We start from the raw sequence: 25,556 nt of genomic DNA, 5'->3' as shown, positions 1-25,556 counted from the left end.
CAAAGGAGATCGGGCCTCTGCTGGTCGTGATCATGATGTGGTGTCTAGATCACTAGCAGAGGCCCGACCCATACCCACCATCGGGATCACAGACACGCTCTTAGGTACCTGCCATCGGGCGACACGCGTGATCCGACGGAGGGCACGCGTGAGCGAACGGAGAACACGCGACGAAACCTGCCGCTCCCGCGTGTCATCCATCCAGTCACACGTGTCCTCCGTCAGATCACACGCGCCATCCATCCAGCCACGCGAAACCACCCACTCGGCCCCGGTCGTGGGTGGCGATTCGGGCGAGAACACGAAACGCCACTCACGACCCCTCGCGAAACCGTGCAAGATGCCCAAATCGGGCACATTTGTCCCGAAAAATGTCCCTTATGGACAGTCCGGACCCGGGTGAGGCCCCTTTGCGTGAGCCCGCTCCCGCCGTGTCCACCACGACGCGTTCGCCTTGACCCCGCTCTAGCGGCGGAGCCGACCAGCAGTTATGCGACTTCGCCGGAACCCTGATCGTCACAGTAGGGAAGGAGGCCTTCACGGAAAGCCGTCGAAAATCACCCGGATCGAGCTAGCGCCCGTCATCACATTGGGTGTTTGCTGACTCACCGAACGTCGTTACACGACGATTTGGGGGCCAGCGCATGTCCTTCAGTTGGGTGATCCGACTCTTTCCGGTGACGTTGCTCGCGCTCACGGTGGCGGTGGCCGTTCCCGCCCCGGCGACCGCCGCGCCGGACTCCTCCCCGCCGCCGACGAAGGTCTGGCCGACACCCCAGCAGGTGACGCCACGACCGGGAATGGTGACCGTCCCGCGCACGGTCGTCGAGGTCCTCGGCCGGGACACCGATCCGTCCGCGCTCGCCGTCGTGGATCAGGTACTCCGCTCGGCGGGCGCGAGCACCATCGTCAAGATCACCGACAACGACCAAGCGGCCGTCGACCGCGGCAACGGCGGGCTCGTCGTCTTCGTCGGCGGCCCCACCGAAAGCAGGGCGACCGCCCTCGCGCTCGCCGCGCTCCGAGTGGAGGGCCCCGAAGGCCTCGCCTCAGGTGGATACGTCCTCGCCGCCGACCGCGGTGTGATCGCACTGTCCGGTGTGGACACCTCGGGGACGTTCTATGCGGCGCAGTCGTTCCGGCGGCTCTTCGCCTCCGGCAAGAGCCGCGCGTTCAGCATCCGCGACTGGCCGGCGGCACCGCTGCGCGGGGTGATCGAAGGCTTCTACGGCGCACCGTGGTCGCACGCGGATCGCTTGGCGCAACTGGACTTCTACGGCCGCACCAAGCAGAACATGTACGTCTACTCCCCCAAGGACGACCCGTTCCTGCGAGCGCGCTGGCGCGACCAGTACCCGCCCGAACAGCTCGTCCTGCTCTCCCAGCTGGTGTCCCGTGCCACCGCGAACCACGTCGAATTCACCTACGCCCTCTCCCCCGGCCTCTCGGTGTGCTACTCCTCCGACGCCGACAAGGCCGCGCTGGTCACGAAGTTCCAGTCTCTATGGGACATCGGGGTGCGATCGTTCGCGATCCCGCTCGACGACATCTCCTACACCCGCTGGAACTGCGACGCCGACGCGGCGAAATTCGGCTCCGGTGGAGCGGCGGCGGGCGCGGCGCAGTCGTTCCTGCTCAACCGGGTTCAGCAGGATTTCATCGCCACTCATCCCGGGATCGAGCGGCTGCAGACCGTTCCGACCGAGTACTACGACCTCGCCGATTCCCCCTACAAGACCGCGCTGCGCACCCAGCTCGACAAGGCGGTGATCGTGGAATGGACCGGCGTCGGGGTGATCGCCGGGCAGATCACCGAAAAGCAGGCCCGGCAGGCGAAAGAGGTCTTCGGGCACGACATCCTGATCTGGGACAACTACCCGGTCAACGACTACATCACCGAGCGCCTGCTGCTCGGCCCGTACATCGGTCGCGAACCCGGCGTCGCGAAATACCTCACCGGGATCACGACGAACCCGATGGTGCAGGCCGAAGCGTCCAAGATCGCCGAGTTCACCTCGGGTGACTTCCTGTGGAACCCGGACCGGTACGACCCCGACAAGTCGTGGCTCGCCGCCATCACCGACCTCGCGGGACCAGCCGCGCCCGCGCTGAAGGTGTTCGCGGAGAACAACTATTCGAGTCTGCTCGCCCGGCTCGACACCGGGAAGCCGGACCTGGATTCGCCGGTACTGCGCCCGTTGCTCGACGCGTTCTGGTCCGCGCTGGAGACGAAGGATCCGTGGGACGCGGCGGCGAAACTGGACCGCTACCTCGCCGCGATGGCCGCCGATCCCGACGAGCTGCGGCGCGGGATGGCCGCCAACCAGAAGTTCCTCGCCGAGGTCGGGCCGTGGCTCGACCAGGTCGGACTCTACGGGCAGGCGGGCGCTCACGCAGTGAAGATGTTGCTGGCACAGCACTTCGGCGACGGCGCGAAGGCGTGGGCAGAACGCGAGGAACTCGTCGCGGCGTTCAAGAAGGCACAGGCCATCCGCGTCGAAACCTCCCGGGGCCCACGCAATCCGAGCACCTGCACCGCCGTCTGCGTACCGTTCCTCAACAGCGCGCTGGCCACGGCCGACCGCTGGTTCGGTCTGCCGGGGATCCGCCCGCAGCCGACGACGTCGATGGGCACCTACACCGACAACGTCCCGGCCCGGATGGTCGACGGCGACCCCGAGACCTTCTACTGGAGTGATTGGGCACCGCGCACCGGCGACGCCGTCGGCATCGACCTCGCCACGGCCCAGCCGGTGTCCCATGTGGACATCCTGATGGGCAAACCGGCCAGTCCGGACGACTTCATCCACAACGGCGTCCTCGAGTTCTCGGCCGACGGTACGCGCTGGACGGCGGTGAAGACGGTCACGGAACCCGTGATCTCGGCGGACTTTCCCGAGGGGGCCAGGGCACGGTTCGTACGGGTGCGTTCGACCGGCGCCCAGCCCTTCTGGGTGGTGGTCCGGGAATTCACCGTGTCCACACCAGACAGTCCTCGGCACACGGTGACCGGCACCCCGGCGGGGTCGAACCTCGCCGCGGCCGCCGACAACAACGCCGATTCGGTGTACACCGCGGCTTCGGCGCCGGTGTCTGGGGACGCCCTCGTCGTCACGGCCGCCGTGCCAAAGCCGCTGGACAAGGTCGTCGTACTGGCCACCGAACCCGCCGCGGGCGCCGACGTCCAGGTCGCGGACGCCGCGGGTGGCTGGCACACGATCGGCAGGATGACCGGCGCCTACACGGAATTACCTGCCCAAGGGATCGTGACCGACCGGGTCCGGCTCCTCTGGTCGCCGGGAGGTGCGGCACCCAGGATCGCGGAGGTCGTCCCGGCCTTCGCGCGGGATGTCCGGTGACCGCCGGTCAGTCCACCGCGACGGTGATGGCGGCCGTGTGGACCCGCCCACCGTGGGAGAACTCCAGGAACAGCCGGTACTCCCCGCGTTCCGAGAACATCGAGTGAAAGGTCAACTCACCGTTGACCAGCCGTGCACCAAGGGGCTGCACCGGATGCAGGTGCGTGGCCGACAGCAGCATCGTGTGGAATCCGGTCATGTGGCCGTTGGCACCCAGATGCGGGTCGACGGCCGTGACCAGTGCGCCGCCGGGATCGCGGAGGGCGAACCGGAGGACCTGCGCCCGCAGTAGCGGGATCCGGGCCGTCCCCTCCACCCGCGCCACCCGGTATCCCGTGGCCGTCACGGTCTCCCCGGCGGGAGCGGGCACCGGCACGAAGGCGGTGTCACCGGGCACGCTGAACGGCACGCCGAGGACCACCGGATGCCGGGGATCCTTGGTGTCGAGCGGGACGAACTCGGCGAACATCCGGTAGGCGCCGCCGTCGGACAGCGCGAGGCTGGTGCGCCAGGTATCGCCGTCGAGCGCCGGATGCACGTGCTGGAAGACGTTCATGTCGTCGCGCACGGCGAAGAAGTGCATTTGTTTGGTCTGGTTGTCCAGGAAACGGGTGACGGGCCGTCCGTCGGGGCCGAGGATCCGGAACGCGACCGGAACCTCCGGGCCCCGGACGGCGGGCGTGGTCACCCGCTCGAACCGGTATCCGCTCTCCGCCTCGGACAGACCGTCGCTGTGCGCGGCGGGCAGCAGATCCGCCGTCACCACCGGCCGGTGCGCCGAGTGGGCGGGGCCGGGCGTCGGGCGGAGCGCCACGAACGCCGCGGCCACCCCGAGCGCCATGGCCAGCGCGAGGAACACCCAGTCCGTGATCCGGGGTCTACGCACCCGTCACCGCCCGGCGGTGGCGAGGTTGGGCTTCACCACGACCAGACCCTGCTCGATCCCGTTGATGATGACGATGCCGCTGGAGAAGTACGGGTAGTTGCTCCACGCGCCGTTGAAGTTCGCCGAGTTGCCCGACGGGTAGATGTCGAAGTAGCCGACCTCGGACAGCTGCGCCGACGCGACTCCGCTGACGTCCAGGATGCGCAGGCCTGCCTGGTAATTCGCCTGGTACGAGTAGCGGCCCTTGATGTACTGGTTGTGGTCGATCGCGGTGGCGGGCGAACTGTAGACGCCGGTGTGCACGGGAGCGGAGAGCTTGGCCAGGTCCCAGACGTAGGTCTTGGTGCGCTTGTCGGTGCCGCGTGACTCGTCCAGTTCGTCGTCCAGCAGGAAGTATCGCTGATCGTCGGTCAGCCAGCCCTGGTGCGAGTACTGCGCGCCGGAGTAGCCCTTGCGCGAGATCTGGACCGGCCGGGCCTTGTCGGTGACGTCGACGATGGTCAGCGTGTCCTCGTTGGCGTTGAAGCAGATTTCCTTGCCGCGGTAGGCCGCGTCCGGTCCCCGGTAGACCACGCACTGCGTGTCGTGGGTGTAGCCGTCCTGCGACACGCATCCGGCCTTGGCGGGCGCCTTCGGATTCTGGATGTTGACGATATGCGGTCCGCCGCTGCAGGTGTTGGAGCCGATCGCGTAGGCGAAGCCGGTCTCCTCGTTGATCGCGATGTTGTGCGCGGGACCGAACTCCTTGTACAGCGCGTCGGCGGTGAAGGTCTGCGGCGTGGTGACCGTGCGCAGGCGGGTCAGGTCGAACACCTGCATCCCGTGCCCGGAGATGAAGTCGGCCACGATGAACGCGTGGTTCTTGTACACCTTCATGTCCCGCCACGAACTGCTGCCGCCGTTGGACGGCAGGTTGCCGAGGAACTTCGGTGAAGTCGGCGTGCTCAGGTCCACGAAAGCGGTTCCGTTGGTCCGCCCGACGATGGAGTATTCCTTGCCGGACGCCGGATCGGTCCAGCCCCAGATGTCGTTGCCGTTCCCGCCGCCGAGGCCGGACAAGGGAAGCACGCTGAGCAGGTCCACGTTCTTGCACGGGTAGATGTCGGCCTTGCCGTTGACGCACGGCACACCCGCCGCGGTGCCGGTGACGGCGTGCCGCTCGGCCGGGACGTGGTCCGCCATGAAGGTCTTGGCCGCCGCCTGCCCTTCGGCCGTCTCGGGGTCGTGCGCGGACGCCGCCGTCATCGACAACACCAACGCGGAGGCCGTCACCAGGGCCAGCCCTATCGTGCGCACGATCTTCATCTGGCGCTCCTCACCGGAGAGTCCGTTTCCGCCCGGTCTCCGACGATAGGAGCGCCGACGATCCGCGTATCCCTCCGAACGTCTGGCGCTGTTAACCGTTTTACCGCAGCTCGCGGAACGCGTTCCTGATCTCGGACACCAGGAGATCCGGCTGTTCCATCCCGGGGAAATGCCCGCCGCGGTCGAGTTCGTTCCACCGGTGAAGCTCGCGATAACGCCGACGCGCCCAGCGTTCGGCGGTGGGCCAGGGATCGGCCGGGAACACCGAGACCGCGGTGGGCACGGTCACCGGCCGGGCGTTCTCTTCCTCCGCGCTGCGCGGCACCCAGCGCATCGCCTCCCAGTACCAACGGGAACTCGAGGCGCCGGTACCGGTCAACCAGTACAAGGCGATGGTGTCGATCTGGTGCGCGAGGCTCACCCCGCCGCCGCTTTCCGGCCGGTTGTCGGCGTAGGCGTCGAACTTCTCGCCGAGCCACGCCGCCAGGCCGGCGGGCGAGTCGAGGAGCGCGTACCCGAGGGTCTGCGGACGGGTGGCCATGATCATGCCGAAGCCGTAGCCGTCGGTCAGGTGCAGATCGCGCCGGTCCAGCATGCGTTGTTCGGCAGGCGTCGGCGTCGCCCGGTCCTCGGGAAGCGGCGACGCCGACGGCATCGTCAGGTGCAGGCCCGCGACGCGCTCGGGAGCGTGGCGCGCCAGCTCGGTACTGACGACAGCACCCCAATCGCCGCCATGGGCCCCGAAGCGCTCATAGCCGAGGACGGTCATCAGGTCCGCCCAAGCCCAGGCGGTCCGGCCCGGATGCCAGCCCTGTTCGCGGGGCCGTCCGCTGAAGCCGAATCCCGGCAACGACGGCACCACCACATGGAAGGCGTCGCGAGCGGAACCGCCGTACGCCACCGGATCGGTGAGCGGCCGGAGCACGTTTTCGAACTCGAAGATCGAGCCGGGCCAGCCATGGGTCAGCACCAGCGGGATCGCGTCGGGCTCAGGCGAGCGGACATGCCAGAAGGCGATGTCCAAACCGTCGAGCCGGACCCGGTAGTGCGGAATCGTGTTCCACTGGATTTCCCTTGCCCGCCAGTCGTGTCCGCGCCACGCCTGGAGCAGCTCCGTCATCCGCCGAAGCCCGGGCCCTTGGGTGGCGTCCGGCACCGTCTCGGCTTCGGGAAGCCGTACCCGATCCAGGCGTACGAGCAGATCCTCCAGGTCGCGATCCGGAACGTGCGGAAGAAACGGTTCGACGTCGCCGCGCCCGATGCTGTCGATCATGATGACGAAGCTAGAGCGCGGCGGCGGCCGCGCCCATACCCGAGATTGGCGTCCCGCGGTCGGAAATTGCCGTCCGGGCTACTGCTCACCCAGCCGGACGGGGCGGTCGATCGTGAGGTCCGAACGCGACAGTCCCGCGAACCGGGCGGGTCGGAAGGAGTTCAGCAGATCCCGCGTTTCCCCGGAGACGATCTCCTCCGCCGCGAGACGGCCGAGGATCGGCGCCAGGGTGATCCCGCTGTGTGTGACGAGGCAATAGATCCGGGACCCGGACGACGGCGGGCCCGCGATCGTGTGCCCGTCCGCGGGCATCGACCGGATCGCGACCCGGAAGCCGAGCTGCGGCCTGCCCGGATCGGCCGTCATCGCGGAAAACCGCTCCGCGATCACGGCCGCGATCCGCGGATCCACCGGCGCTGACGGATCGACGCCGGCGTTCAAGTCGAGCGCCTGCACCACGGTGTGCCCGTTCCCCGCGGGCCGGAGGTTGAGGGACGGCGTGTGCAGCACGCATCTCAGGTCGAGGCGCGGTGAGGTCACGTAGCCCAGCAGGCCGACGATCGGCGAACCTCGGTGGACGTCGGTCATCATGGGAATGTCGAGCCCGGCTTTCGCCGCGAGAGCGTCGGTCCAGCGCCCGGCCGCCAGCACGACGCGGTCGGCCCCGATGATCTCACCGCCGGAGAGGGTGACCGATGCTTTTCCTTGGCTCTCGCCGAAATCCACCACCTCACCGATGGAAACCTCGGCGCCATGGCGTTTCGCGTCGTCCAGCAGTCCCCGCATCAGCAGTTCCGGCAGGACATAGCCCTCGCTGGGGAAATACGCGATCGCCGTCGTCGCTTCGGGGAGCAGGACGTCACCGGCGATCCGTCCGGCCTCCGCTCGCTCCACCCAGCGGGCCGGATACCCCAGAGACTGCAGGAGTTCGACGTTGCCGGTCAGCCAGGATTCGGAGCGGGGATCCGCACAGTGCAAGCTGCCGCTGCGGAAGTAGGACCGCGGCCCGGGCAGCCGTTCCGCCAGGACGGCGTGTTCGGCCATTCCGGCGACGTTGAGCAGCTGGTAGGCCGGATCGTGTTTCCGGTTCGCGTTCGTCCACGCGAAGGTGGTGGCGCTCGTTCCCGTCCCCGCGCCCGTACGGTCCAGCAGGAGGACCTCTTCCCCCGCGAGGGCGAGCGATCGCGCGACACTGGCGCCCAGCACTCCGGCGCCGACGATGATGATCTTCATGCGCTTTCCTTTCCGGGGTTCCCCGATCACCGGGCGGAAAAAGGGACTTCCACGAAGAACCGCGCCGAGCCGGGACGAACGATCGTTTCGACGGTCTCCACCACCGTGCCGTCCTCGGTGCGCGATTCCCGGCGCCGCTTCAACGCGGGCGTCGCCGGTTCGCTGTCGAGCAGCCGGGCGGTGTCCTCGTCCAGGCACACCGGGTCGAGGTAGACCCGGACGCTGTCGATCGGTACTCCCCGCGCCCGGAAGTACCGCATGCTCACGAAATGTTCGAGGTTCTCCCGCAGCACGCCTGGTGCGGAGGAGAAGAGGATGACGTGCCGCTCGATCGAACGCGGCCGGTCACGGACGTCGAACTTACGGCGGACCAGTTCGATGACCGCGGTCTCGGGCGGGGTGTCCGGCAGCGGGACGACCGCGTCACCGGACGGGATCGTGCGCGCGGACAGGACTTCGTGACGTCCCGGCACACCTTTCGCCGCGGCCTCGGGGGCAGCGAAAGCGAGCAGGTTGATCTGCGGCGTCACGTCCGCGACGAACGTCCCATGCCGCCGATGACGCACAGCCAGCCCCGCGGCCGCCAGGTCGTTGAGCACCCGTTGCGCCGTGGCTCGGCTGACGCCGTACTGCCCGCACAACTCGTTCTCGGTCGGCAGACGCGACCCGGGGGCCAGCTCCCCGGCATGGATCTTCGCTTCGATCTCACGCCGGATGCGGCGGTGCAGCGGCTCGGGCATGAATTGACCGTACAAATGCGCATTTGACCGGTCAATCCGGCTTTCGGCGTAGTTCGGCGCTCGACGACGGCTAGCGGATGCGCAGCCGCCGCATGAGTTTCAGCCCCGAAAGCATTCCCTCGACGTACTTCTCGTAAGTCTGTCCGCCGCGGGGACCCATGACCTGCTTCTTGAGCACCGCCACGTTCTTGACGTCGGTGTACTTGAGCAGCCCCTGGTCCCCGTGGCGGGCGCCGACCCCGGAATTCTTGACGCCGCCGGAGGGTGTCCCCTTCGACGCGTACGCGGTGGCCAGGATGTCGTTGATGTTGACGTTGCCGGATTCGATGCGCGCGGCCACCGCGCGTGCGGCGCCGACGTCACCGCCCCACACCGAGGCGTTGAGGCCGTACTCCGTGTCGTTGGCGAACGCGACGGCCTCGTCGACCGTGCGGTACTTGTGCAGCGCGACGACGGGTCCGAAGGTTTCGGTGACGCCGCAGAGCATGTCCTTCGTGACGCCTTCGAGGATCGTCGGTTCGAAGAACGCCGGACCGAGATCGGGGCGCGGCTTTCCTCCACAAAGGACGGTCGCGCCCTTCGCGACGGCGTCGTCGACGTGCGCCTTGACGCGGTTCATGTGGTCGACGGAGACGAGCGACCCCATGTCGGGCCCGAAGTCGTAGGCGGCGCGGACGTCGAGCGCCTTGGCCTTGGCCACATACGCGTTCTTGAACTCGTCGTACCGGGACTCCGGCAGGTAAATCCGTTCGATGTGCATGCAGATCTGCCCGGTGTTGCCGAAAGCGCCGAAGACCGCGCCCTGCACGGCCTCGTCCAGATCGGCGTCTTCGAGCACGATCATCGGGTTCTTGCCGCCGAGTTCGAGGCAGCAGCCGATGAGGTTGCGGCCCGCGCGCTCGCCGATCACCCGGCCGGTGACCGTGGAGCCGGTGAACATCACGTAATTCGCCTGATCGATGAGGGTGGGGCCGACGTCCGGGCCTTCCCCGCACACCACCTGGAACAGGCCTTTCGGCAGCCCGGCCTCCTCCAGCATCTCGACGCCGTAAAGCGGCGAGAGCGCCGTCTTGTTGTCCGGCTTCAGCACGACCGCGTTGCCGGCCATCAGCGCGGGGATCGCGTCGGAAATGCCGGTGGCGAACGGGAAGTTCCACGGCGCGATGATGCCGACGACACCCTTGGGCTGCCGGACCTCGGTCGACGTCGTCAGGAACGGGACCGGTCCACCGCGTTTGGCCGGCGCCAGCAGCTTGGCGGCCCGCGTGAGGTAATGGCTCATCACCATCGCCGGATCGCAGGTCTCCTCGATCGCCATCCGGCGGTTCTTGCCGCTCTCCACCTGGATGAGGTCGGTGACGATCCGCGCGCGATCCACGAAGAGCGCATGCGCCCGCTTGAACACCTCCAGCCGCCGCTTGAGCGGAGTGGCGGCCCACTTCACCTGCGCGGCGCGCGCGGTGGTGAACGCCTGCTCGATGTCGGCGGGCGTCGACTGGGGCAGCTCGACGAGCACCTCGCCGGTGTAGACCTCGGTGAGTTTCCAGGTCGCGCCGGACGAACCCGGCACTCGGGCGACGAGCCGCCGCAGAAACGCGTCGGTCACCGACGCCGGACGGGTGAGCGCGAGCGGAGTGACGGTCATGGCCCTCTTTTCCGTCAGTTGTCCGGTCAGTTCTCCGAGAGGACGAGCTGCGCGCCCATCTCGCCGATCATGATGGCCGGCGCGTTGGTGTTGCCGCCGGTGATCGACGGCATGATCGAGGCGTCGCAGACCCGCAGGCATTCCACACCACGGACCTTGAGGTCAGGGCTGACGACGGCGAGTTCGTCGACGCCCATCCGGCAGGTGCCGACACCGTGGTAGACCGACGTCGCGCGGTTCAGGATCGCGTCGCGCAACTCCTGGCCCTGCAACGCCTTTCCCGGGTGGAGCTCCTCCTTGATCGAGCCCTTGAACGCCGTCGACGCGAAGATCTCGCGGACCATCTCCGAGCCCTCGCCGAGCACTTCGAGATCGGCCGGGTCGGACAGGTACTGGGGGTCGATGAGCGGCGCGGCCGTGGGATCGGCCGAGGCGAGCCGCAGCGTGCCGCGGCTCCTCGGATAGATCAGCGTGGTCAGCACGGTGAGCGCGGGCCGCTTGTCGACATCATGCCGGATCGGCGCGTCCTGGTTGGGCGTCACGTACGCCCACGGCAGGAGATGCAGCTGGAGGTCGGGGACCTCGGCGGCCTGGGAGGTCCGGAGGAAGGCGACCGCCTCGAAGACCGAGTTCGCCAGGAAGGTGGTACCGGGCCGCATCAGTTCGCTGACGAGGCCGCGCGCGAAGTACGGCGGCGTGCCCCGGTTCTTGCTCGACGACGCGCGGAAGGTCAGCGCGTGGAACATGTGGTCGTGCAGGTTGTCGCCGACCGGCAGATCCGCGACGACGTCGATGCCGTGCTCCTTCAGGTGCTCGGCATGGCCGATACCCGACAGCATCAGCAGCTGCGCGGATCCGACGAAGCCTGCCGAGAGGATGACCTCCTTGCCCGCGCGAAGGATTCGCTGTCCCCCGTTCGCGTCGACGACCTCGACGCCGACCGCGCGGCCGTTCTCGATGAGCACCTTTTTCGCCAGCACCCCGGACTGGACCTCCAGTGTCGCGGGCGCGAGACGGTGGATGTAGCCGCGCGAGGCGCTGTAGCGCAGTCCGTCGGCGGCGTTCTGCTGCATACGGCTGACGCCCTCTTGCGAGGCGGCGTTGTAGTCGTCGAGGATCTCGCAGCCGATCGCGTCGGCGGTCGCCTGGAGGAACTGCAGGGTCCCCTCCTGCGGGGCCTTGTTGCGGGTGACCCGGATCGGCCCGCCCGCGCCCCGGAACGCGTTCTCGCCGTCCTCGAAGTCCTCCATCCGCTTGTACGCGGCGTTGACGCTGTCGGCGTCCCAGCCCTTGTTGCCTTCCGCGGCCCAGGAATCGAAGTTGGCGCGGTTGCCGCGGACGTAGACCATGCCGTTGATGGAGCTGGAGCCACCGACGACCTTGCCCCGCGGCACCGGCATCCGGCGATCGAGAACGTGTTTCTGCGGGACCGAGTAGTAGCCCCAGTCGAAGGGTTTCTTGAGCTGGGGCACCGCGTGCATGGGGCCGACCAGCCCTGGCTTCTTGACGAGCATCCGCTCGTCGCTCTTACCCGCCTCGAGCACGATCACGCTGGCCCCGGACTCCGCCAGCCTGCCCGCGATCGCGGCACCCGAGCTGCCCGATCCGACGACCACGTAATCGGCCTCGTCGCCGCGCGGCGCCCTGTTCGCCATTTCCGCTCCTCGGTCAGCCCACCGTGCAGAACTATAACCTGTTCTAGTTCTGTCACCGTATAGCGAGACGGCCCCCTTCCGCAATGGCCCGGCGAACACGACAGGGCGGCCCCTCCCGGCGAGAGGAGCCGCCCCCGTTGACCTTCGAAGTCGTCAGCGCAGCGGTTCGAGCGCCTTCGCCAGCGGCTCCAGCACGGTGGGAGTGTGCGGCGGCGGCAGGTAGATGATCGCCAGGTCCAAGCCCGCTTCGCCGAGGGCTTCGACGTCCGCGGCGACCTTGGCGTAGTCACCGTCCGTGCCGAGGCGGACGTGCGAAGACAAGGTGATCTCGTTCGGATCCCGGCCGATGTCCGCGCAGTGCCGGTGCAGCACCGCACGTTTGTGCGCGAACTCCTCCGGCGTGCCGCCGACGAAGTTCCAGTGCTGGGCGTACTTGGCGGCCGTGCGCAAGGTGCGCTTCTCGCCGCTGCCGCCGATGCAGATCGGCGGGTGCGGTTTCTGCACGCCCTTCGGTTCGCAGCGGGCGTCGGTCAGCTGGTAGTGCTCGCCCTGGAACGTGGTGGTCTCCTGGGTCAGCAGACCGACGAGCACCTCACAGGCTTCCTCGAACCGGTCGCTGCGTTCCTTGATGGTGCCGAGTTCCATGCCGTAGGCGCCGGATTCCTCTTCGTTCCAGCCCGCGCCGACACCGATCTCCAGACGGCCGCCGGAAACGATGTCCAGTGTCGCGGCCATGTTCGCGAGCAGCGCGGGGTGCCGGTAGTGGATCCCGCTGACCAGCGTGCCCAGCCGGAGCCGTTTCGTGGCCTGCGCGAGCGCGGTGAGGGTCACCCACCCTTCCAGGCACGGACCGGTCGAATCCGAAAAAATGGGATAGAAGTGGTCGAAGGTCCACCCGGATTCGAAGAGTTCGATCTCGTCGGCGGCCTGCCAGACGGCGAGCATGTCGGACCAGACGGTGTCCTGCGGCGAAGTCTTGATGGCGAATCGCATGATTTCGATCGTAAACCTGGAGTTCCTCCAGTCGCGCGGCCGAAATTCAGCGGGCGATACCGCGGCGCAGGTAGTCGTCGGCGTCCACTCCGGACTCGACGAGCAAAGCTCGCGTGTGTTCGCCCAAAGCCGGGACGTCGCCCATGCACGCCTCGAAATCGTCGAAGGTCACCGGCGGCAGCAGGGCGTCGACGCGGGCGAATTCGGTGCCGACCTTGCGCCAGCGATCACGCGCCCGCAGCTGCGGATGATCGGCGACCTGGCCGACGTCCTTGAGCTGGGCGGCGGGAACCCCGGCTGCGGCGAGCCGTTCGTCGAGTTCGCTGTTGGACCATCGCGAGGTCCGGGCCGTGACGGCGGCGTCGCATTCCGCGCGATGGGCCACACGTCGCACATTGGTGGTGAAGCGCGGGTCGTCGGCGAGTTCCGGTGCGTCGAGGACATCGGTCACGAGAGTCCGCCACCCGATGTCGTTCTGAACGCCGATCAGCATTCGGCCGTCGCGCGTGGGAAATGCGTCGTACGGCGCGATCGCACCGTGGCTCAGGCCCATCCGCTCGGGTTCGGTTCCGGCGTACATCCGGGTGTTGAGCGCGTATCCCATCCATTCGGCGGTGGCCTCCAGCATCGAGACCTCGATCGTCGCGCCCTCTCCGGTGCGCCAGCGGCGCAGCAACGCCGCCAGCACGGCCTGCGCGCAATACATGCCGGAGGCGATGTCGGCGGTCGGAATCCCGGTCTTCACCGGGGTTTCGGGTGTACCGGTGATCGCGATGAGGCCGGCCTCGGCCTGGATGAGCATGTCGTAGGCCTTGCGCTGTTCCATCGGCCCGCCCGCGCCGAAGCCGGACAGGTTCACCACGACCAGCTCGGGCCGCTCGTCCCGCAGATCGCCGAAGCCGAGCCGCTCGGCCGCGCCGGGCGCCAGATTCTGCAGGAACACATCGGCCTTCGCCACCAGCCGCCGGACGACGTCACGGCCCTCGGCGGTCTTGAGGTCGACGGCGAGCGACTCTTTCCCCCGGTTCAGCCAGACGAAATGCGCGCCGGTGCCATGGACCGCGTGGTCGTAGGCGCGCGCGAAATCGCCGCCGTCGACGCGCTCGACCTTGATCACCCGTGCGCCGAGGTCGGCGAGATTGCGAGTGGCCAGCGGCCCGGCGACCGCCTGCTCGATGGCGACGACCGTGACCCCGTCGAGCGGCCGGGTCATGCTTTCTTCTTCGCGGCGCGCACAAGTCCGCCGCCGATGATCAGCCGTTGGATCTCGCTGGTGCCCTCGTAGAGCCGCATCAAGCGGACGTCACGGTAGATCCGTTCGACCGCGACCTCACGCAGGTAGCCGCTGCCACCATGCACCTGCACCGCCAGATCCGCGGCTTTGCCCGCCATCTCGGTGCAGAACAGCTTCGCCGCCGACGGCGCGATCCGCCGGTCCTCGCCGGTCACGTAGAGCCGCGCGGCCTCACGGGCGAGCGCACGCCCGGCGAGGACGCCGGTCTGCTGGTCGGCGAGCATCGCCTGCACCAACTGGAAATCCCCGATCGGTGTACCACCCTGGGTCGCGGTGGCGGCGTACGCGACCGACTCGTCGAGCGCCCGCTGCGCGGTCCCGACGGCCAGGCCTGCCATGTGGATCCGCCCGCGCGCCAGCGACGTCATCGCCGCCTTGTAGCCGACATCGCCATCTCCCCCGACCAGTGCCTCCGGGCCGACACGGACTTGCGAGAACGTGACGTCCGCGGTGCGTGAACCCTCCTGCCCCATCTTCGCGTCCTTCGCGCCGACCTGGATGCCGGGCGCGTCGGCGGGCACGAGGAAGACCGCGATCCCCGTCCCGGACTCCGACGGGGGCTTCGTACGCGCGAACACCACGAACAACCCGGCCTCGGTGGCGTTGGTGATGAACTGCTTGCCGCCGTCGATGATCCAGCCGTCACCGTCGAGCTTCGCGCTGGTCCGCAGCCCGGCGGGGTTCGATCCCGCGCCCGGCTCGGTGAGCGCGAACGACGCGACGACCTCCCCCGACGCGATCCCCGGCAACCACCGCGCTCGCTGCTCCTCCGTGCCGAACCCGACCAGCACCTGCCCGGCGATGCCGTTGTTCGTGCCGAACATCGACCGCAGCGCCAAGGAGGTGTACCCCAGCGCCATCGCCACCTCGACGTCCTGGACCAGGTCGAGCCCGAGCCCGCCCCACTCCTGCGGGATCGCGTACCCGAACAACCCCATCTCCGCGGCCTGTGCCCGCAGGTCGGCCGGTATGGCGTCCGTGCTCATGATCTCGAGTTCGCGCGGCATCACGCGGGTTCGGACGAAGTCGTCGATCTGGCCGAGGACGTCCGCGAAGACGTCATCGGGGACGTCGGGGTTGCCGGTGTACATGCCCCTCACTATCGATCACCGGCCTGGGCCAGGTCCACACCCTCGGGTGGACCTGGCGGCGAGACCTATCGGAGATGTTGATCATCGCCCTAACGTCGTTCCATGCGCACACGTACCGCTTTCCTCGCCGTGGCCAGTGCCGCCGCCCTGTGCTTCACGATCCCCGCGGCGGCTTCCGCGGCCGAAGGCGAATTCACCTACCGCTACTACGACGAGAACGAAGAGCTCCAGATCGGCACCCTGATGGACCCGCCCGGCGGTGAATGCATCAAAATTCCCGAAAGCGCCGAGTGGGACGTCGACGCGTTCCGCCCGCGCAACGACACCGATTCGACAGCGGTGGTCTTCTTGGACGACGACTGCAAGAGCGAGTCCTACTTTTCGCTCCGCCCCTTCGGCGGCAGCGGTTCCGACCGGCTGCTCCTGCGCTCGGTGCTCTTCAGCTAGACACTGATCGTTTCGACGTACCGGTGAGAATGGTCAGTCGATAGGCCGCCAGGACGCGGTTGACCGGCAGGAAGTAGGAATTCCCGCCGCCGGCGCAGTTCCCGCTGCCGCCGACCAGCACGCCCTGGGCCTGCGTTCCGCTGACGAACGGTCCGCCTGTGTCGCCGGGCTCCGCGCAGACGGACGTCCGGGTCAGCCCGGTCAAAGTCCCATCAGGAAAGGTGATCGTCTGGTTCTTCGCCTGGATGACGCCGCACCGCCAGCCGGTGGTCGAACCGTACTTGCACACCGAGGCACCGACCGCGGCCTCGGTCGACCCGGTGACCGTCACCCGGCTGTCGACCGGCGGGATCGATGCCACCAGCCGCCAATCGGTCGTATTGGTCACCCGGATGACGATCGCGCCACTCGGCGGGAACTGGACGGCCGCGACGACTCCGACCACGCGGCCCCCGCTGCTGACGGTGTCACCGGGCCTGCCGCAGGCCGCGCTCGCGATCAGGTAGCCGATATTCCCCGAGACCGCGGCGAACCCGGCGGTGCACCGGGACGACGCCCCGGTCTGCAACGAACTCCCGCCGCCGAGCGGAGCCGGAGCGCTTGCTTGAGCGGCGGGCGGTGCCACAAGGCAGAAGGCCAGGACCAAACCGAGCAGACAGCGGAACCGGGTCGGACTCATGGGACCCTCCGATGGCAAGGGAAGTGCCCCGATCCTAGCCAGGCCGCACACCGCTGCCCATCGGCCGAATCGCGCATTCCCCCGCCAACGCGCTCAGCGCCAGCCGAGCTCCGGTGCCACGTGGGTGAGGATGCTCTCCAGCACGTGGGCGTTGTACTCGACACCCAGCTGATTCGGAATGGTCAGCAGCACCGTGTCCGCCGCCTGGATCGCTTCGTCCGCCTTGAGTTCCCTCACCAGCTCGTCAGGCTCGGCGGCATAAGAACGTCCGAAGATCGCCCTCGTGTTCTCGTCGATCATGCCGACCTGGTCACGCGAGTTGCGGTCGCGACCGAAGTAGGCCCGGTCCAGATCGTTGGTCAGGGCGAAAATACTGCGGCTGACCGAAACCCGCGGCTCCCGCTCATGACCGGCTTCCTTCCACGCTTCGCGGTAGGCCTCGATCTGCTTGCGCTGCTGGACGTGCAGCGGCTCACCCGTCTCGTCGTCCTTGAGCGTGGAACTCTGCAGGTTCATGCCCAGCTTCGCGGCCCAGATGCCGGTCGCGTTCGAGCTGGATCCCCACCAGATGCGCTCGCGCAGCCCCTCGGAGTGCGGCTCGAGCCGCAACAGCCCCGGCGGATTGGGGAACATCGGCCGCGGGTTCGGCTGCGCGAAGCCCTCCCCCTCGAGCAGCTTGAGGAAGACCTCGGTGCGCTGCCGTGCCATGTCCGCGGCGGTCTCGCCCTCCGCGGGGGCGTAACCGAAGTACCGCCAGCCGTCGATCACCTGCTCCGGGGATCCCCGGCTGATCCCGAGCTGGAGCCTGCGGTTGGAGATGAGGTCTGCGGCGCCGGCGTCCTCGACCATGTACATCGGGTTCTCGTAACGCATGTCGATCACGCCGGTACCGATCTCGATCTTCGAGGTCCGGGCGCCGATCGCCGCGAGCAGCGGAAACGGACTCCCCGCCTGCCGCGCGAAGTGATGCACACGAAAATACGCGCCGTCCACACCCAGCTCCTCGGCGGCGACGGCCAGGTCGATCGACTGATGCAGGAAGTCCGCGGCGGACCGGGTCTCGGAGTGCGCGCTCGCCGACCAGTGGCCGAACGACAGGAAACCAATCTTCTTCACAGCACTTGTAAGCGTCCGATGGCCGGGTTTGATTCCCCCAAGTCGGCGCCCTTGGCCCTGCGGACCGCGTCGCCCTGCCGCCCCTAACGACTACCTTGTGTCACTGGCGGTTACCTCTTGCTTTTTCGGCCACTGAGCTGCGGACTTGCGTCGCGCCTTCACCCGCTTGGCGGCAGGATAACTGCCAGACGGTAACCGTCCATCCTCTCAACGTGAGTGGTCGTGACTATAAGTACCCCCCTGATTCAGGCCTCCCAGGGGACGTATACTCTCTTCATCAGCAAGTCCGAGTGGCGGAATGGCAGACGCGCTAGCTTGAGGTGCTAGTGTCCTTAACGGACGTGGGGGTTCAAGTCCCCCCTCGGACACGTTCACTGTGCACACGGGTGGTTTCGGCTGAGTTTCAGCGGTGACCACCCGTTTTTCATGATCATAGGTCAGCTTGACTCCCAGTTGTCGATAGACCTCAAGCTTGTCCGCTGGGTCTGCTTCTCGCAGGGTGGACAACAGGCCCCCGAGCGAGTCGACCATCATCTGGATCTCCTCGCGGCTCATCCGGCGGCTCCGGACGGACCTATCACCGTCAGCCGCGAGCCGCGCTTTCAGCGCCGTCTGCTCACGTTGGACCTCGCCGCTCCACGCGGCCACCAATGCTGGATCGGCTCCCGCCTCCAACGCCGCTCGGTGACGCGCCAACTTCCGGTCACACTCGAGGAGCGCACGACGGACCTCTGCGTGTGCAGGTTCGATATCAGGCTGGGCAGCCCCCAGCATCATCAGTGACTGTTCCATCCGCCCGGGGCTGAACACCTTCGCCAACCAACTGTCCAGCTGGCCGAGGATGACGTCCTCCCGCACGTACACCGTCAGCGGGTGATCGACCTTGTTCGCGATGGCGTACTCGTTCGGAAACCGGCATCGGTAGTGGGCCACGTTGTGGTTCCAGTTACCTTGCATGCGCCGCCCACACGCTTCATGGAACAGCAACCCCTTCAAGGCATACCCATGCTGTCGGCGCGCCGTCACCCGTCCAGTCGAACGCGGCCCACGTGCGGCCAGGCGCAACTGCACCTGCTCGAACACTTCACTGCTCACCAGCGAGTCGTGGACCGGCTGGTCGGACAAGATCCACTGGTCTTTCGGGTTCCACGCCATCTTGGTCTCGTGCCCCAGAGCGACGTCCTCGACATCGATCAATGACTCCTGCTTGCGCTGCTTGTTCCACACCTCGTGCCCGGTGTATCGCGGATTTCCCAGGATCCCTCGCACCGCACTCTTCGACCACGCAACACCCGAGCGGTGCGGATTACGCGCACGGTCGTACAACGACGGACAGGCGATACCATCTTCAGTCAGTCGTTGAGCGATCGCGAACACTCCGATCCCCGACAGGTACTCCTGGAAGATCCGCTGCACCGTCGGTCCGGTCGTTGGGTCCGCTTCCAGTCGCCGCAGTCGTTTCCCGTCCGCGGCTTTGGCCGGATTGGGGTGCGGACCGACGTCGACCAGTTGGTACCCATAGGGAGGCCTCCCGCCCAGATAGCGTCCCTCGACCTGAGCTTGCGCGGCCATCGCGGTCCGTACCCGGACCTTGATCCTCGTCCGCTCCCCCTTGCTCATTCCACCGAAGACCGACATCACCAGATCGTGGGCCTCGGACTCGGGATCGATCGGTCCGCCGACTTCGGGCACCCACAACTGCACGCCATAGTGCATGAACACCGGGAAGGTCAGCCCGTACTGATTGCCATAGAACGCCCGTTGTGGCTCACCGATCACGACCCCGTCAAATCCCCGGCCCCGGTCCTTGAGAGCATCAAGCAGAAGGGATGCTTGCGGGCGACGTTTCCACGGGATCGACCGCGACTGGCCGATATCGAAGAACGAGGTCACAACTTCGCCGTGCCGCTCGATCAACGCACGAGCGCGAGCAAGCTGCCAGTTCCGCGACGCCTCAGGATCCTGCTGATCCTCGGTGGACACACGCCCGTAGAACGCGAAACGACCAGTCATGCAGCTTCCCTCCTGGAGTCACAGCCGCCAGCTCGGGCATCGCGGGCGGTGAAATCGGATTCCTCGGCCCGCTGCTTGTTCCGTCTTAGGAGCCGCAGCAACGCCGATGCCGCCGCAGGAGTGAGTACCGGCGGTTCGGCGGGCAACAGGACATCCACCGGACGATCTGCATCGTCCAGGCGTCGACGGTGCTGAGTGCTCATGATTTTGCCCTCATCGACGCCTGGATCTGCTCGGACACGGTGTTAGACAAGCGGTCGATGACCTCGGCCGTGCGGGGATGGGCATGTAGCCGTGTCTCCTTGCCTGTTGTTTCTCCGCCACGTACAACACCCTGGATCGAGCGAAACCAGCTGGTCAGAGGCTCGCTCAGTATCGCGGGCCTGGAATCGTAGCGTCGTTCGGCGACAAACGGAGGCCCCGAACGAGTGGGCCCCGGACCGCTAAGCGTTACAGCACGGCGAGCTGTTATGCGGCGCGGCGGCAGTTTCACCGCGGCTGCTCGGCGTGCCGACGACGGCTTTGCCCACAGACGCGTGCTCCTGGCGGAATCGTGAGCACGCGCCAGGCAGTCAGCCGGAAGACTCCGGCTCGCGTCGACCGAGATGCCGTGCCTGCGCGGCGCGGCAGGGGCTAGGGCGTTGGTTCCTGTCGGCACTACCGCCCAACGATCCGCCGTATCGCGATGTCGTGGTAGGCGGGGTTGGTGTCGATGCCGGTGAAGTGGCGGCCGAGTTCGCGGGCGGCGACACCGGTGGTGCCGCTGCCGCTGAACGGGTCGAGAACGTGGCCTCCCGGCGGGCATCCTGCTGCGATGCAGCGGCGCGGGATCTCCAGCGGAGACGGCGCGGGATGGCCGGTGCGGGATCGGTCGGGTGGAATAGTCCACACGTTGCCGGGGTTGCGTCCGCGCTGGCCGTGCGCTGGGGTGCGGGGCCAGGTTCCGCGGGCGGTGTTCGGTTTGTTGCCGCCGTGATGGGCTCGACGGGAGAGTGCGCGGTCGCCCGTGTAGGGCCGCCGGATCGGGTCAAGGTCGAAGTAGTAGTCCGGCTGCGTGACGAGCATGAAGATCATCTCGTGATGGTGGCGAGCCGGTCGCGGATCGGCGTCGGCGTGGCGTGCGGCTTGTGCCAGACGATCGCCGACCGCAGAATCCACCCGCCGCTTTGGAGTGCGAAGGCGAGGCGCCAGGGCATTCCGAGCAGGTTCTTGTGCGGAACGTCGGCGATAGGCCGGTAGTGCGGTTGTCCGGCCTGGCCGGGTGTTGTGCACCAGTAGCCGTCGGAGTTGGTGGAGTAGCTGTCGCCGAGGTTGATCCACACGGTCGCTCGCGGGGTGAGCACTCGGCGCGCCGCGGCGAACACCGCACGCACTGTGTCGATGTACTCGTCCGCAGTCGGTTCCAGGCCGATCTGCGGGTGCTCGCGTACTGCTCCGCAGTCTCGGCATTGGCGCCGATCGCTGCTGCCGTCCGCAAATACGGTTCCGGCGCTGGCCGGGCGGTGGTGGCATCCCTGTCGCCCGCCGATCCAGGTGTCGGGGGCGTAGTCACGCAAGCGCCAGTAGGGCGGGCTGGTGACGAGGCAGTCCACCGAGTCGTCGGGCAGTTCCGCGATCCCGGCTTTCGCATCAGCGATGAAGAGGGTGCACCGTCATATCGACGATGGGTCGCGATGGACGCGTTCACGCAGCCCTCCTCTGTTCGTCCGCGGCGAGGCCGAGGCGCCGGAGGCCGATGTCGTGGAAGTCCGGATTGAGGTCGATGCCGACGTAGGACCGGCCGAGCTGTCGTGCGGCCATGCCGGTGGTAGCGGCGCCGCTGAACGGGTCGAGCACGACGCCGGCCTCCGGGCATCCGGCGGCGATGCACCGCAGCGGGATGTCGACAGGGAAGGCGGCGAAGTGCGCTTCGCGGAGGGGGCGGGTGGTGATGGACCAGACGTCACCGGGGTTTTTGCCACGCGGGTGCGCGGCGGAGTGCCGCACCCCGGTCGGCCGCATCGCATCGCCGTGCGTTTTCCCGGTGAACGGGCTGGCATCGTGGTATTTGCCGTACACGCTGTGTCCGCGGCGGCGTGCGGTCGCGTCGATCCCGCCGTGGCGGCCCTTGTTCGCGCCGCCGATCACGATGCCCTCCCCGACCGCCTCGGGACGGGTAAGTGGTTCGCGGATCGGGTCGAGGTTGAAGAAGTACTTCTGCTGTTTGGTGAGCAGGAACAGCATCTCGTACCGATTGGAGACCCGGTCGCGTACGGATTCGGGCATGGCGTTGGGTTTGTGCCACACGATCGCGTTGCGCAGAATCCAGCCATCGGCCTGCAACGCGAACGCGACCCGCCACGGTATCCCGACCAAGTTCTTCCGCGGCAGGGACCGCGTGCGCATCACCCCGGCTTGGCGCACCGATTCCCGCAATGGTGCCGCCGCGCTGCGGCCGGACAGGGTGCTCGTCCGCATCGGGTCCCCGGTGCGGCCGGGCGGTTCGGCGGAGTAGGAGTCGCCCAGGTTCAGCCACACGGTGCCGGTGTCGGCCAGGACGCGGTGCAGCTGCGCGAAGACCCGCCGGAGCCGGTCGACGTAGCCCTGTGGGGTCGCCTCCAGGCCGTGCTGGTCGTCCTCGCGGCGGGCGCCGCACCGACGGCAGAGCTGCGGCGCGCCACCACGATGCGCCGCCGACGCGGGATAGGCGAGACCGGGATGTTTGGACTGGGGAATGTTGCCGCCGCGTCCGGCCGCGGCCAGGTGCGCGCAGCCAGGATCGCCGCCCACCCAGGTGCCGGTCCCGTAGTCCCGCAGCCCCCAGTACGGCGGACTGGTGACCACGCAGTCCACCGACTTCTCCGCAAGGCCGGCGAGGGTGGCGGTGGCGTCGCCGGTGTAGAGCGTGACCGCGTCATCGCGGTAGTACACGGTGCTCGTCGGATGCTGGGTCATGCCGCCTCCCGGCCCTGGTCGGTGAGTCCGGTGGTGTCGGAGTCCGAGGTCGGTGAGACCCAGCGGGCTCGGCGGTTGTAGGCCGTCCAGAACAGGGCAGGTTCGACCAGCGCCCGGTGGCTACGCTGCCGCGACCATGTCCAGCGTTCCGGAGGCTGTTCCACCCCGCGCAGCGTGCGATCGCGCACGACGTAGCCGAGGTAGACGAGGTTGGCCAGGATGGTGCGCACCACCGCGCGGCTCCACGCGCGTGCCCGGCCGGACACGGGATCGACCGGGCGGGGATGCCGCTGTTCGGTCAGGCGCCGGGCAATGGCGCGGTCGCTGAGGTTTTCGTGCACCGACCAGGCGAAGATCAGTGACACAACCGGCGCACGAAGTGCGTCGACGATCAGCCGGTGCCGCCACCCGGCACGAGCGGACTCCGGCTCCACCCAGTGATGTTCCAGGGCGTAGCCGTACGGTGCGGGGCCCAGCCACCAGCCGTCGCGGGTGCGCTGCCACAGCGCCAGCCGCGACCGCCTGGTCAGCTCCACCTGATAGAGGTAGACGCCCAGATCGGCGCACTCGCGCCGGTCATCGTCCTCGTACGGAGCCAGCGAGTATCCGGTGAGGGCTTCGCGCAGCCGCCGCCATCCGGTGGGTGACTCGAGCCTGCGCGTGCGATAGCTAACGAACGGATAGAGCAGGGGATTGATGCGGCGTGCGGCCCGACGCGGGCAGCGACCCGGTTGCGGGGTGGTGTCCATGAGAATCGCTCCTTCGGCAAGGTGGGTTGAGGTCGCGAGCCGGGGTAGATCGGCTCACGTCGCTGCGCCATGGGCGGGGCGCCGACGAGTGCTAGGCGAACGGGCGCGCACTCACGCGGCGGCCGAGTGGGGCCGCCCGGGACGGTGTGCTCGCGACGGTGCGGGCAGCGCGGGGAGGGGCTGGTTCAGGGCTGGATCGGCGGCGTCGGGATCGGCTCGCAGCACCAGCGCGGTGTGGTGTGCGGGCAGCGCGACCGGATGCCCGAGAGCACGTTCGGCGCGGGCGGCGACGCGGCGCTGAGCCAGCGACGCGCGGGTGTAGGTGCGGCCTCGTCGCACCGTCGCGGTCAGCGCCGCACACCGCGCGACCGGTGCCAGCCTGGCTGCGGTGGCGACCGCCGCGATCCGGCCCGGAACGTCGAGCAGGTCGTGCCGGACAGGGTGGCGCTGCGGGGCACTGGTGATGACCACGTGCCCGCCGGGACGCAGCAGGGGCCCGTACTGCGTAAGCAGGGTTCGCAACCGCTCCAGCGCACCATCCAGGTCGCTGGCCGGATTGGGCCGCAGGGTCGTCAGGAGGAGATCGATCCGCCCGGTCAACCCGGCCGTGGCAGCGGCGACCGCGGTGCCGGGGCGTCGGTCGAGGATGAGAACCATGCCGTCGACGAACACCCCGCGCGCCTTCGTGGCGGTCACGTTGGTGCGCGCCAGGCGCCACCACCGGCGCTGCTCGGTCAACCCGATCGCGTGCCGCCCGGCCCGCAGCGCTTCGACGATCGTGGTGCCCGCTCCGCAGTCGGGATCGAGCACGATGTCACCGGGTCGGGTCAGCGCCGCGACGGCGTAGCGGGCGATCGCCGGGGCCATCAAAGCGGGGTCGGCGCCGGTGGCGTCGTGGTAGCCGCCCTTGTTCAGCTGGTCCGTCAGACTGTCGGTCCCGGTCGGCCACACCGACGCCACAATCGGGCCTTCGGACCGCACCCCCGCCGGGCGGGGGAGCCGCGTGCCGGTGCGCTTAGACATCCGAGGTCTCCCTCCTGTCGAGGGCGCCGTCGTCTGTTGCCTCCGACGACAACCGTCCGAGCAGAACGAGGTCGTGGTGCACCGAGCGCAGCGGCGGCGCTGCGGCGACAACCGCGCGAGGCGAGAAGTTCGGCGCAGAGGCCGCGGTGTCCGCCTGGTCTGCGGCGGCGGAGCGGTCCGGCAGGTTCGACACAGGCGTGGCGAGCACGGCGATGTGATCGAGACATCGCAACCCGCGACTACCCAGCGTGCCCAGCAAAGTCGCGTGCGGATCGCGCAGTCGCCCATCGTGGGTATCACCGTGTGTGACTGTCGCGAGGAGGCCGCGCGGGGTGAGCAGGGCGTCCCAGTCGGCGTGTGCGAGCCAGTCGGTGGCGTGCGGATCGAGCGCGGTGACGATCAGGTCGAACCCGCCGCGCGGTCGGTCCCCATCGCGATGCGGAGGGCGTGCCGAGTCGGGGTGCGGATCGGCCACCGGGTGCAGCCCGAGCCGACCGAGTCGGGGTCGCGACCCCGACTCGGCTCCGGCATGGCGGGGCGAGTCGGGGTGCTCGGCCAGGTAGTCGGGGGCGGGTGCCGCGGTCGCGGTATCGGCGCCGCGGCCGAGCCGGGCGACGGTCCAGACTGCCTCGGCGAGACCGGCGTATGGGTCGGCGCCGCGGGCGCCGCCAACCGCGTGCCGAAGAGCGCGTGGGGATGGCGGTGGAGTGAGGAGAAGGACGCGGTCGCCGGGGCGGGTGTAGGTCGTCACGACGGTGACGATCGTGCGTCCGAGCCAGCCGGGAAGTAGTGCGGTGCCGGGCAGCATCTCCGCGTCGGCGAACGGCCAGAAGGTCGTCGGACGTGGCCTGCGGGCAGTTGCGGTAGCAGGTGTGGTCCGTGGCGCGCGGTGCCGGCCGTGGCGGAGGCTTGCCGTGTCGCGATGTGGCAAGCGGTGGTGACGGCGTCCGGGCTCAGGATGCGGTGGTGAAGTCATCGGTGGCCTTCCTCGCGGTGTGATCGGCGTGGTCTGCCAAGTCACCCCAAGAAGCCGGTTTTGAGGCCGTTTTTCGACACCGCTCGCCCAAGTTTTTTCAAAAACTCCGAAGCCCAGCGCCGCACGCAGCGAGAATCGAATCCGA

Annotated in this window: 18 protein-coding genes, 1 tRNA gene and 2 pseudogenes; 3 read left to right on the top strand and 18 right to left on the bottom strand. The window is 68.2% G+C overall.

All coding sequences use genetic code 11. The annotated features are described in order from the left end of the window. The first annotated feature begins 659 nt into the window (after positions 1-659). The gene (locus tag ACZ7KI_RS38910) at positions 660-3,359 is read left to right on the top strand and encodes a beta-N-acetylglucosaminidase domain-containing protein (RefSeq protein WP_470278013.1); all 2,700 of its coding nucleotides are present in this window, start codon (positions 660-662) and stop codon (positions 3,357-3,359) included. A 7-nt stretch (positions 3,360-3,366) separates the two neighbouring features. Here the strand turns inward: ACZ7KI_RS38910 and ACZ7KI_RS38905 are convergent, their stop codons facing one another. From ACZ7KI_RS38905 to ACZ7KI_RS38860, 10 genes are all read right to left on the bottom strand, one after another. Next, on the bottom strand, positions 3,367-4,245 hold the full coding sequence (locus ACZ7KI_RS38905) for a hypothetical protein (RefSeq protein ID WP_470278012.1): 879 nt from the start codon (positions 4,243-4,245) through the stop codon (positions 3,367-3,369). Between the two features lie 3 nt (positions 4,246-4,248). After that, a complete protein-coding gene (locus ACZ7KI_RS38900; protein WP_470278011.1) occupies positions 4,249-5,550 on the bottom strand; it encodes a choice-of-anchor B family protein in 1,302 nt (433 codons plus the stop codon). 100 nt (positions 5,551-5,650) lie between these two features. Further along, positions 5,651-6,823: an epoxide hydrolase family protein gene (locus ACZ7KI_RS38895; protein ID WP_470278010.1), complete on the bottom strand. Its 1,173-nt coding sequence runs from the start codon at positions 6,821-6,823 to the stop codon at positions 5,651-5,653. A 78-nt stretch (positions 6,824-6,901) separates the two neighbouring features. Next, positions 6,902-8,056: an NAD(P)/FAD-dependent oxidoreductase gene (locus tag ACZ7KI_RS38890; RefSeq protein WP_470278009.1), complete on the bottom strand. Its 1,155-nt coding sequence runs from the start codon at positions 8,054-8,056 to the stop codon at positions 6,902-6,904. A 26-nt stretch (positions 8,057-8,082) separates the two neighbouring features. Next, on the bottom strand, positions 8,083-8,796 hold the full coding sequence (locus ACZ7KI_RS38885; RefSeq protein ID WP_470278008.1) for a GntR family transcriptional regulator: 714 nt from the start codon (positions 8,794-8,796) through the stop codon (positions 8,083-8,085). A 70-nt stretch (positions 8,797-8,866) separates the two neighbouring features. Then, entirely contained in the window at positions 8,867-10,441 is a 1,575-nt protein-coding gene (locus ACZ7KI_RS38880) for a succinic semialdehyde dehydrogenase (RefSeq protein ID WP_470278007.1), read from the bottom strand. A gap of 26 nt (positions 10,442-10,467) precedes the next feature. Continuing rightward, a complete protein-coding gene (locus ACZ7KI_RS38875; RefSeq protein WP_470278006.1) occupies positions 10,468-12,096 on the bottom strand; it encodes a GMC family oxidoreductase in 1,629 nt (542 codons plus the stop codon). Between the two features lie 153 nt (positions 12,097-12,249). Next, complete coding sequence (locus tag ACZ7KI_RS38870; protein ID WP_470278005.1) at positions 12,250-13,089, bottom strand: LLM class F420-dependent oxidoreductase; 840 nt, start codon at positions 13,087-13,089, stop codon at positions 12,250-12,252. A gap of 46 nt (positions 13,090-13,135) precedes the next feature. Then, positions 13,136-14,302 carry a CaiB/BaiF CoA transferase family protein gene (locus tag ACZ7KI_RS38865; RefSeq protein WP_470278004.1) on the bottom strand — a complete coding sequence of 389 codons (1,167 nt, stop codon included), beginning with the start codon at positions 14,300-14,302 and terminating at the stop codon, positions 13,136-13,138. Continuing rightward, positions 14,299-15,474 (bottom strand): acyl-CoA dehydrogenase family protein, encoded by a 1,176-nt coding sequence (locus ACZ7KI_RS38860; protein ID WP_470278003.1) that lies wholly within the window; start codon positions 15,472-15,474, stop codon positions 14,299-14,301. The genes ACZ7KI_RS38865 and ACZ7KI_RS38860 overlap by 4 nt, the downstream gene beginning before the upstream one ends. Before the next feature lie 102 nt (positions 15,475-15,576). Here ACZ7KI_RS38860 and ACZ7KI_RS38855 point away from each other — a divergent pair, with 102 nt between their 5' ends. Further along, on the top strand, positions 15,577-15,921 hold the full coding sequence (locus ACZ7KI_RS38855; RefSeq protein WP_470278002.1) for a hypothetical protein: 345 nt from the start codon (positions 15,577-15,579) through the stop codon (positions 15,919-15,921). On the opposite strand, the gene ACZ7KI_RS38850 is transcribed toward ACZ7KI_RS38855, so the two are convergent. Together ACZ7KI_RS38850 and ACZ7KI_RS38845 are read right to left on the bottom strand one after the other, a co-directional pair. Then, positions 15,914-16,600 (bottom strand): S1 family peptidase, encoded by a 687-nt coding sequence (locus tag ACZ7KI_RS38850; RefSeq protein ID WP_470278001.1) that lies wholly within the window; start codon positions 16,598-16,600, stop codon positions 15,914-15,916. The two genes, ACZ7KI_RS38855 and ACZ7KI_RS38850, sit on opposite strands and share 8 nt — an antisense overlap. A gap of 93 nt (positions 16,601-16,693) precedes the next feature. Continuing rightward, complete coding sequence (locus ACZ7KI_RS38845) at positions 16,694-17,716, bottom strand: LLM class flavin-dependent oxidoreductase (RefSeq protein ID WP_470278000.1); 1,023 nt, start codon at positions 17,714-17,716, stop codon at positions 16,694-16,696. A gap of 284 nt (positions 17,717-18,000) precedes the next feature. On the opposite strand from ACZ7KI_RS38845, the gene ACZ7KI_RS38840 reads away from it, so the two are divergent. Then, positions 18,001-18,084: transfer RNA gene (locus ACZ7KI_RS38840), tRNA-Leu, on the top strand. A gap of 742 nt (positions 18,085-18,826) precedes the next feature. On the opposite strand, the pseudogene ACZ7KI_RS38835 reads toward ACZ7KI_RS38840, so the two are convergent. From ACZ7KI_RS38835 to ACZ7KI_RS38810, 6 genes and pseudogenes are all read right to left on the bottom strand, one after another. Further along, positions 18,827-19,729, bottom strand: a pseudogene (locus ACZ7KI_RS38835) (recombinase family protein); the annotation flags it as partial. 657 nt (positions 19,730-20,386) lie between these two features. Further along, positions 20,387-21,321 (bottom strand): annotated as a pseudogene (locus tag ACZ7KI_RS38830) (DNA-methyltransferase). A 91-nt stretch (positions 21,322-21,412) separates the two neighbouring features. Then, a complete protein-coding gene (locus tag ACZ7KI_RS38825) occupies positions 21,413-22,663 on the bottom strand; it encodes a DNA-methyltransferase (RefSeq protein WP_470277999.1) in 1,251 nt (416 codons plus the stop codon). Next, a complete protein-coding gene (locus tag ACZ7KI_RS38820) occupies positions 22,660-23,412 on the bottom strand; it encodes a recombinase family protein (protein WP_470277998.1) in 753 nt (250 codons plus the stop codon). Before ACZ7KI_RS38820 ends, ACZ7KI_RS38825 begins: the two co-directional genes overlap by 4 nt. A gap of 111 nt (positions 23,413-23,523) precedes the next feature. Further along, on the bottom strand, positions 23,524-24,435 hold the full coding sequence (locus ACZ7KI_RS38815; RefSeq protein ID WP_470277997.1) for a DNA methyltransferase: 912 nt from the start codon (positions 24,433-24,435) through the stop codon (positions 23,524-23,526). Further along, a complete protein-coding gene (locus ACZ7KI_RS38810) occupies positions 24,428-25,243 on the bottom strand; it encodes a hypothetical protein (RefSeq protein ID WP_470277996.1) in 816 nt (271 codons plus the stop codon). Before ACZ7KI_RS38810 ends, ACZ7KI_RS38815 begins: the two co-directional genes overlap by 8 nt. Between the last annotated feature and the right edge of the window lie 313 nt (positions 25,244-25,556).

Source organism: Amycolatopsis sp. NPDC039088 (assembly GCF_055598845.1).
This window is presented reverse-complemented; position numbering and strand designations above follow the sequence as displayed.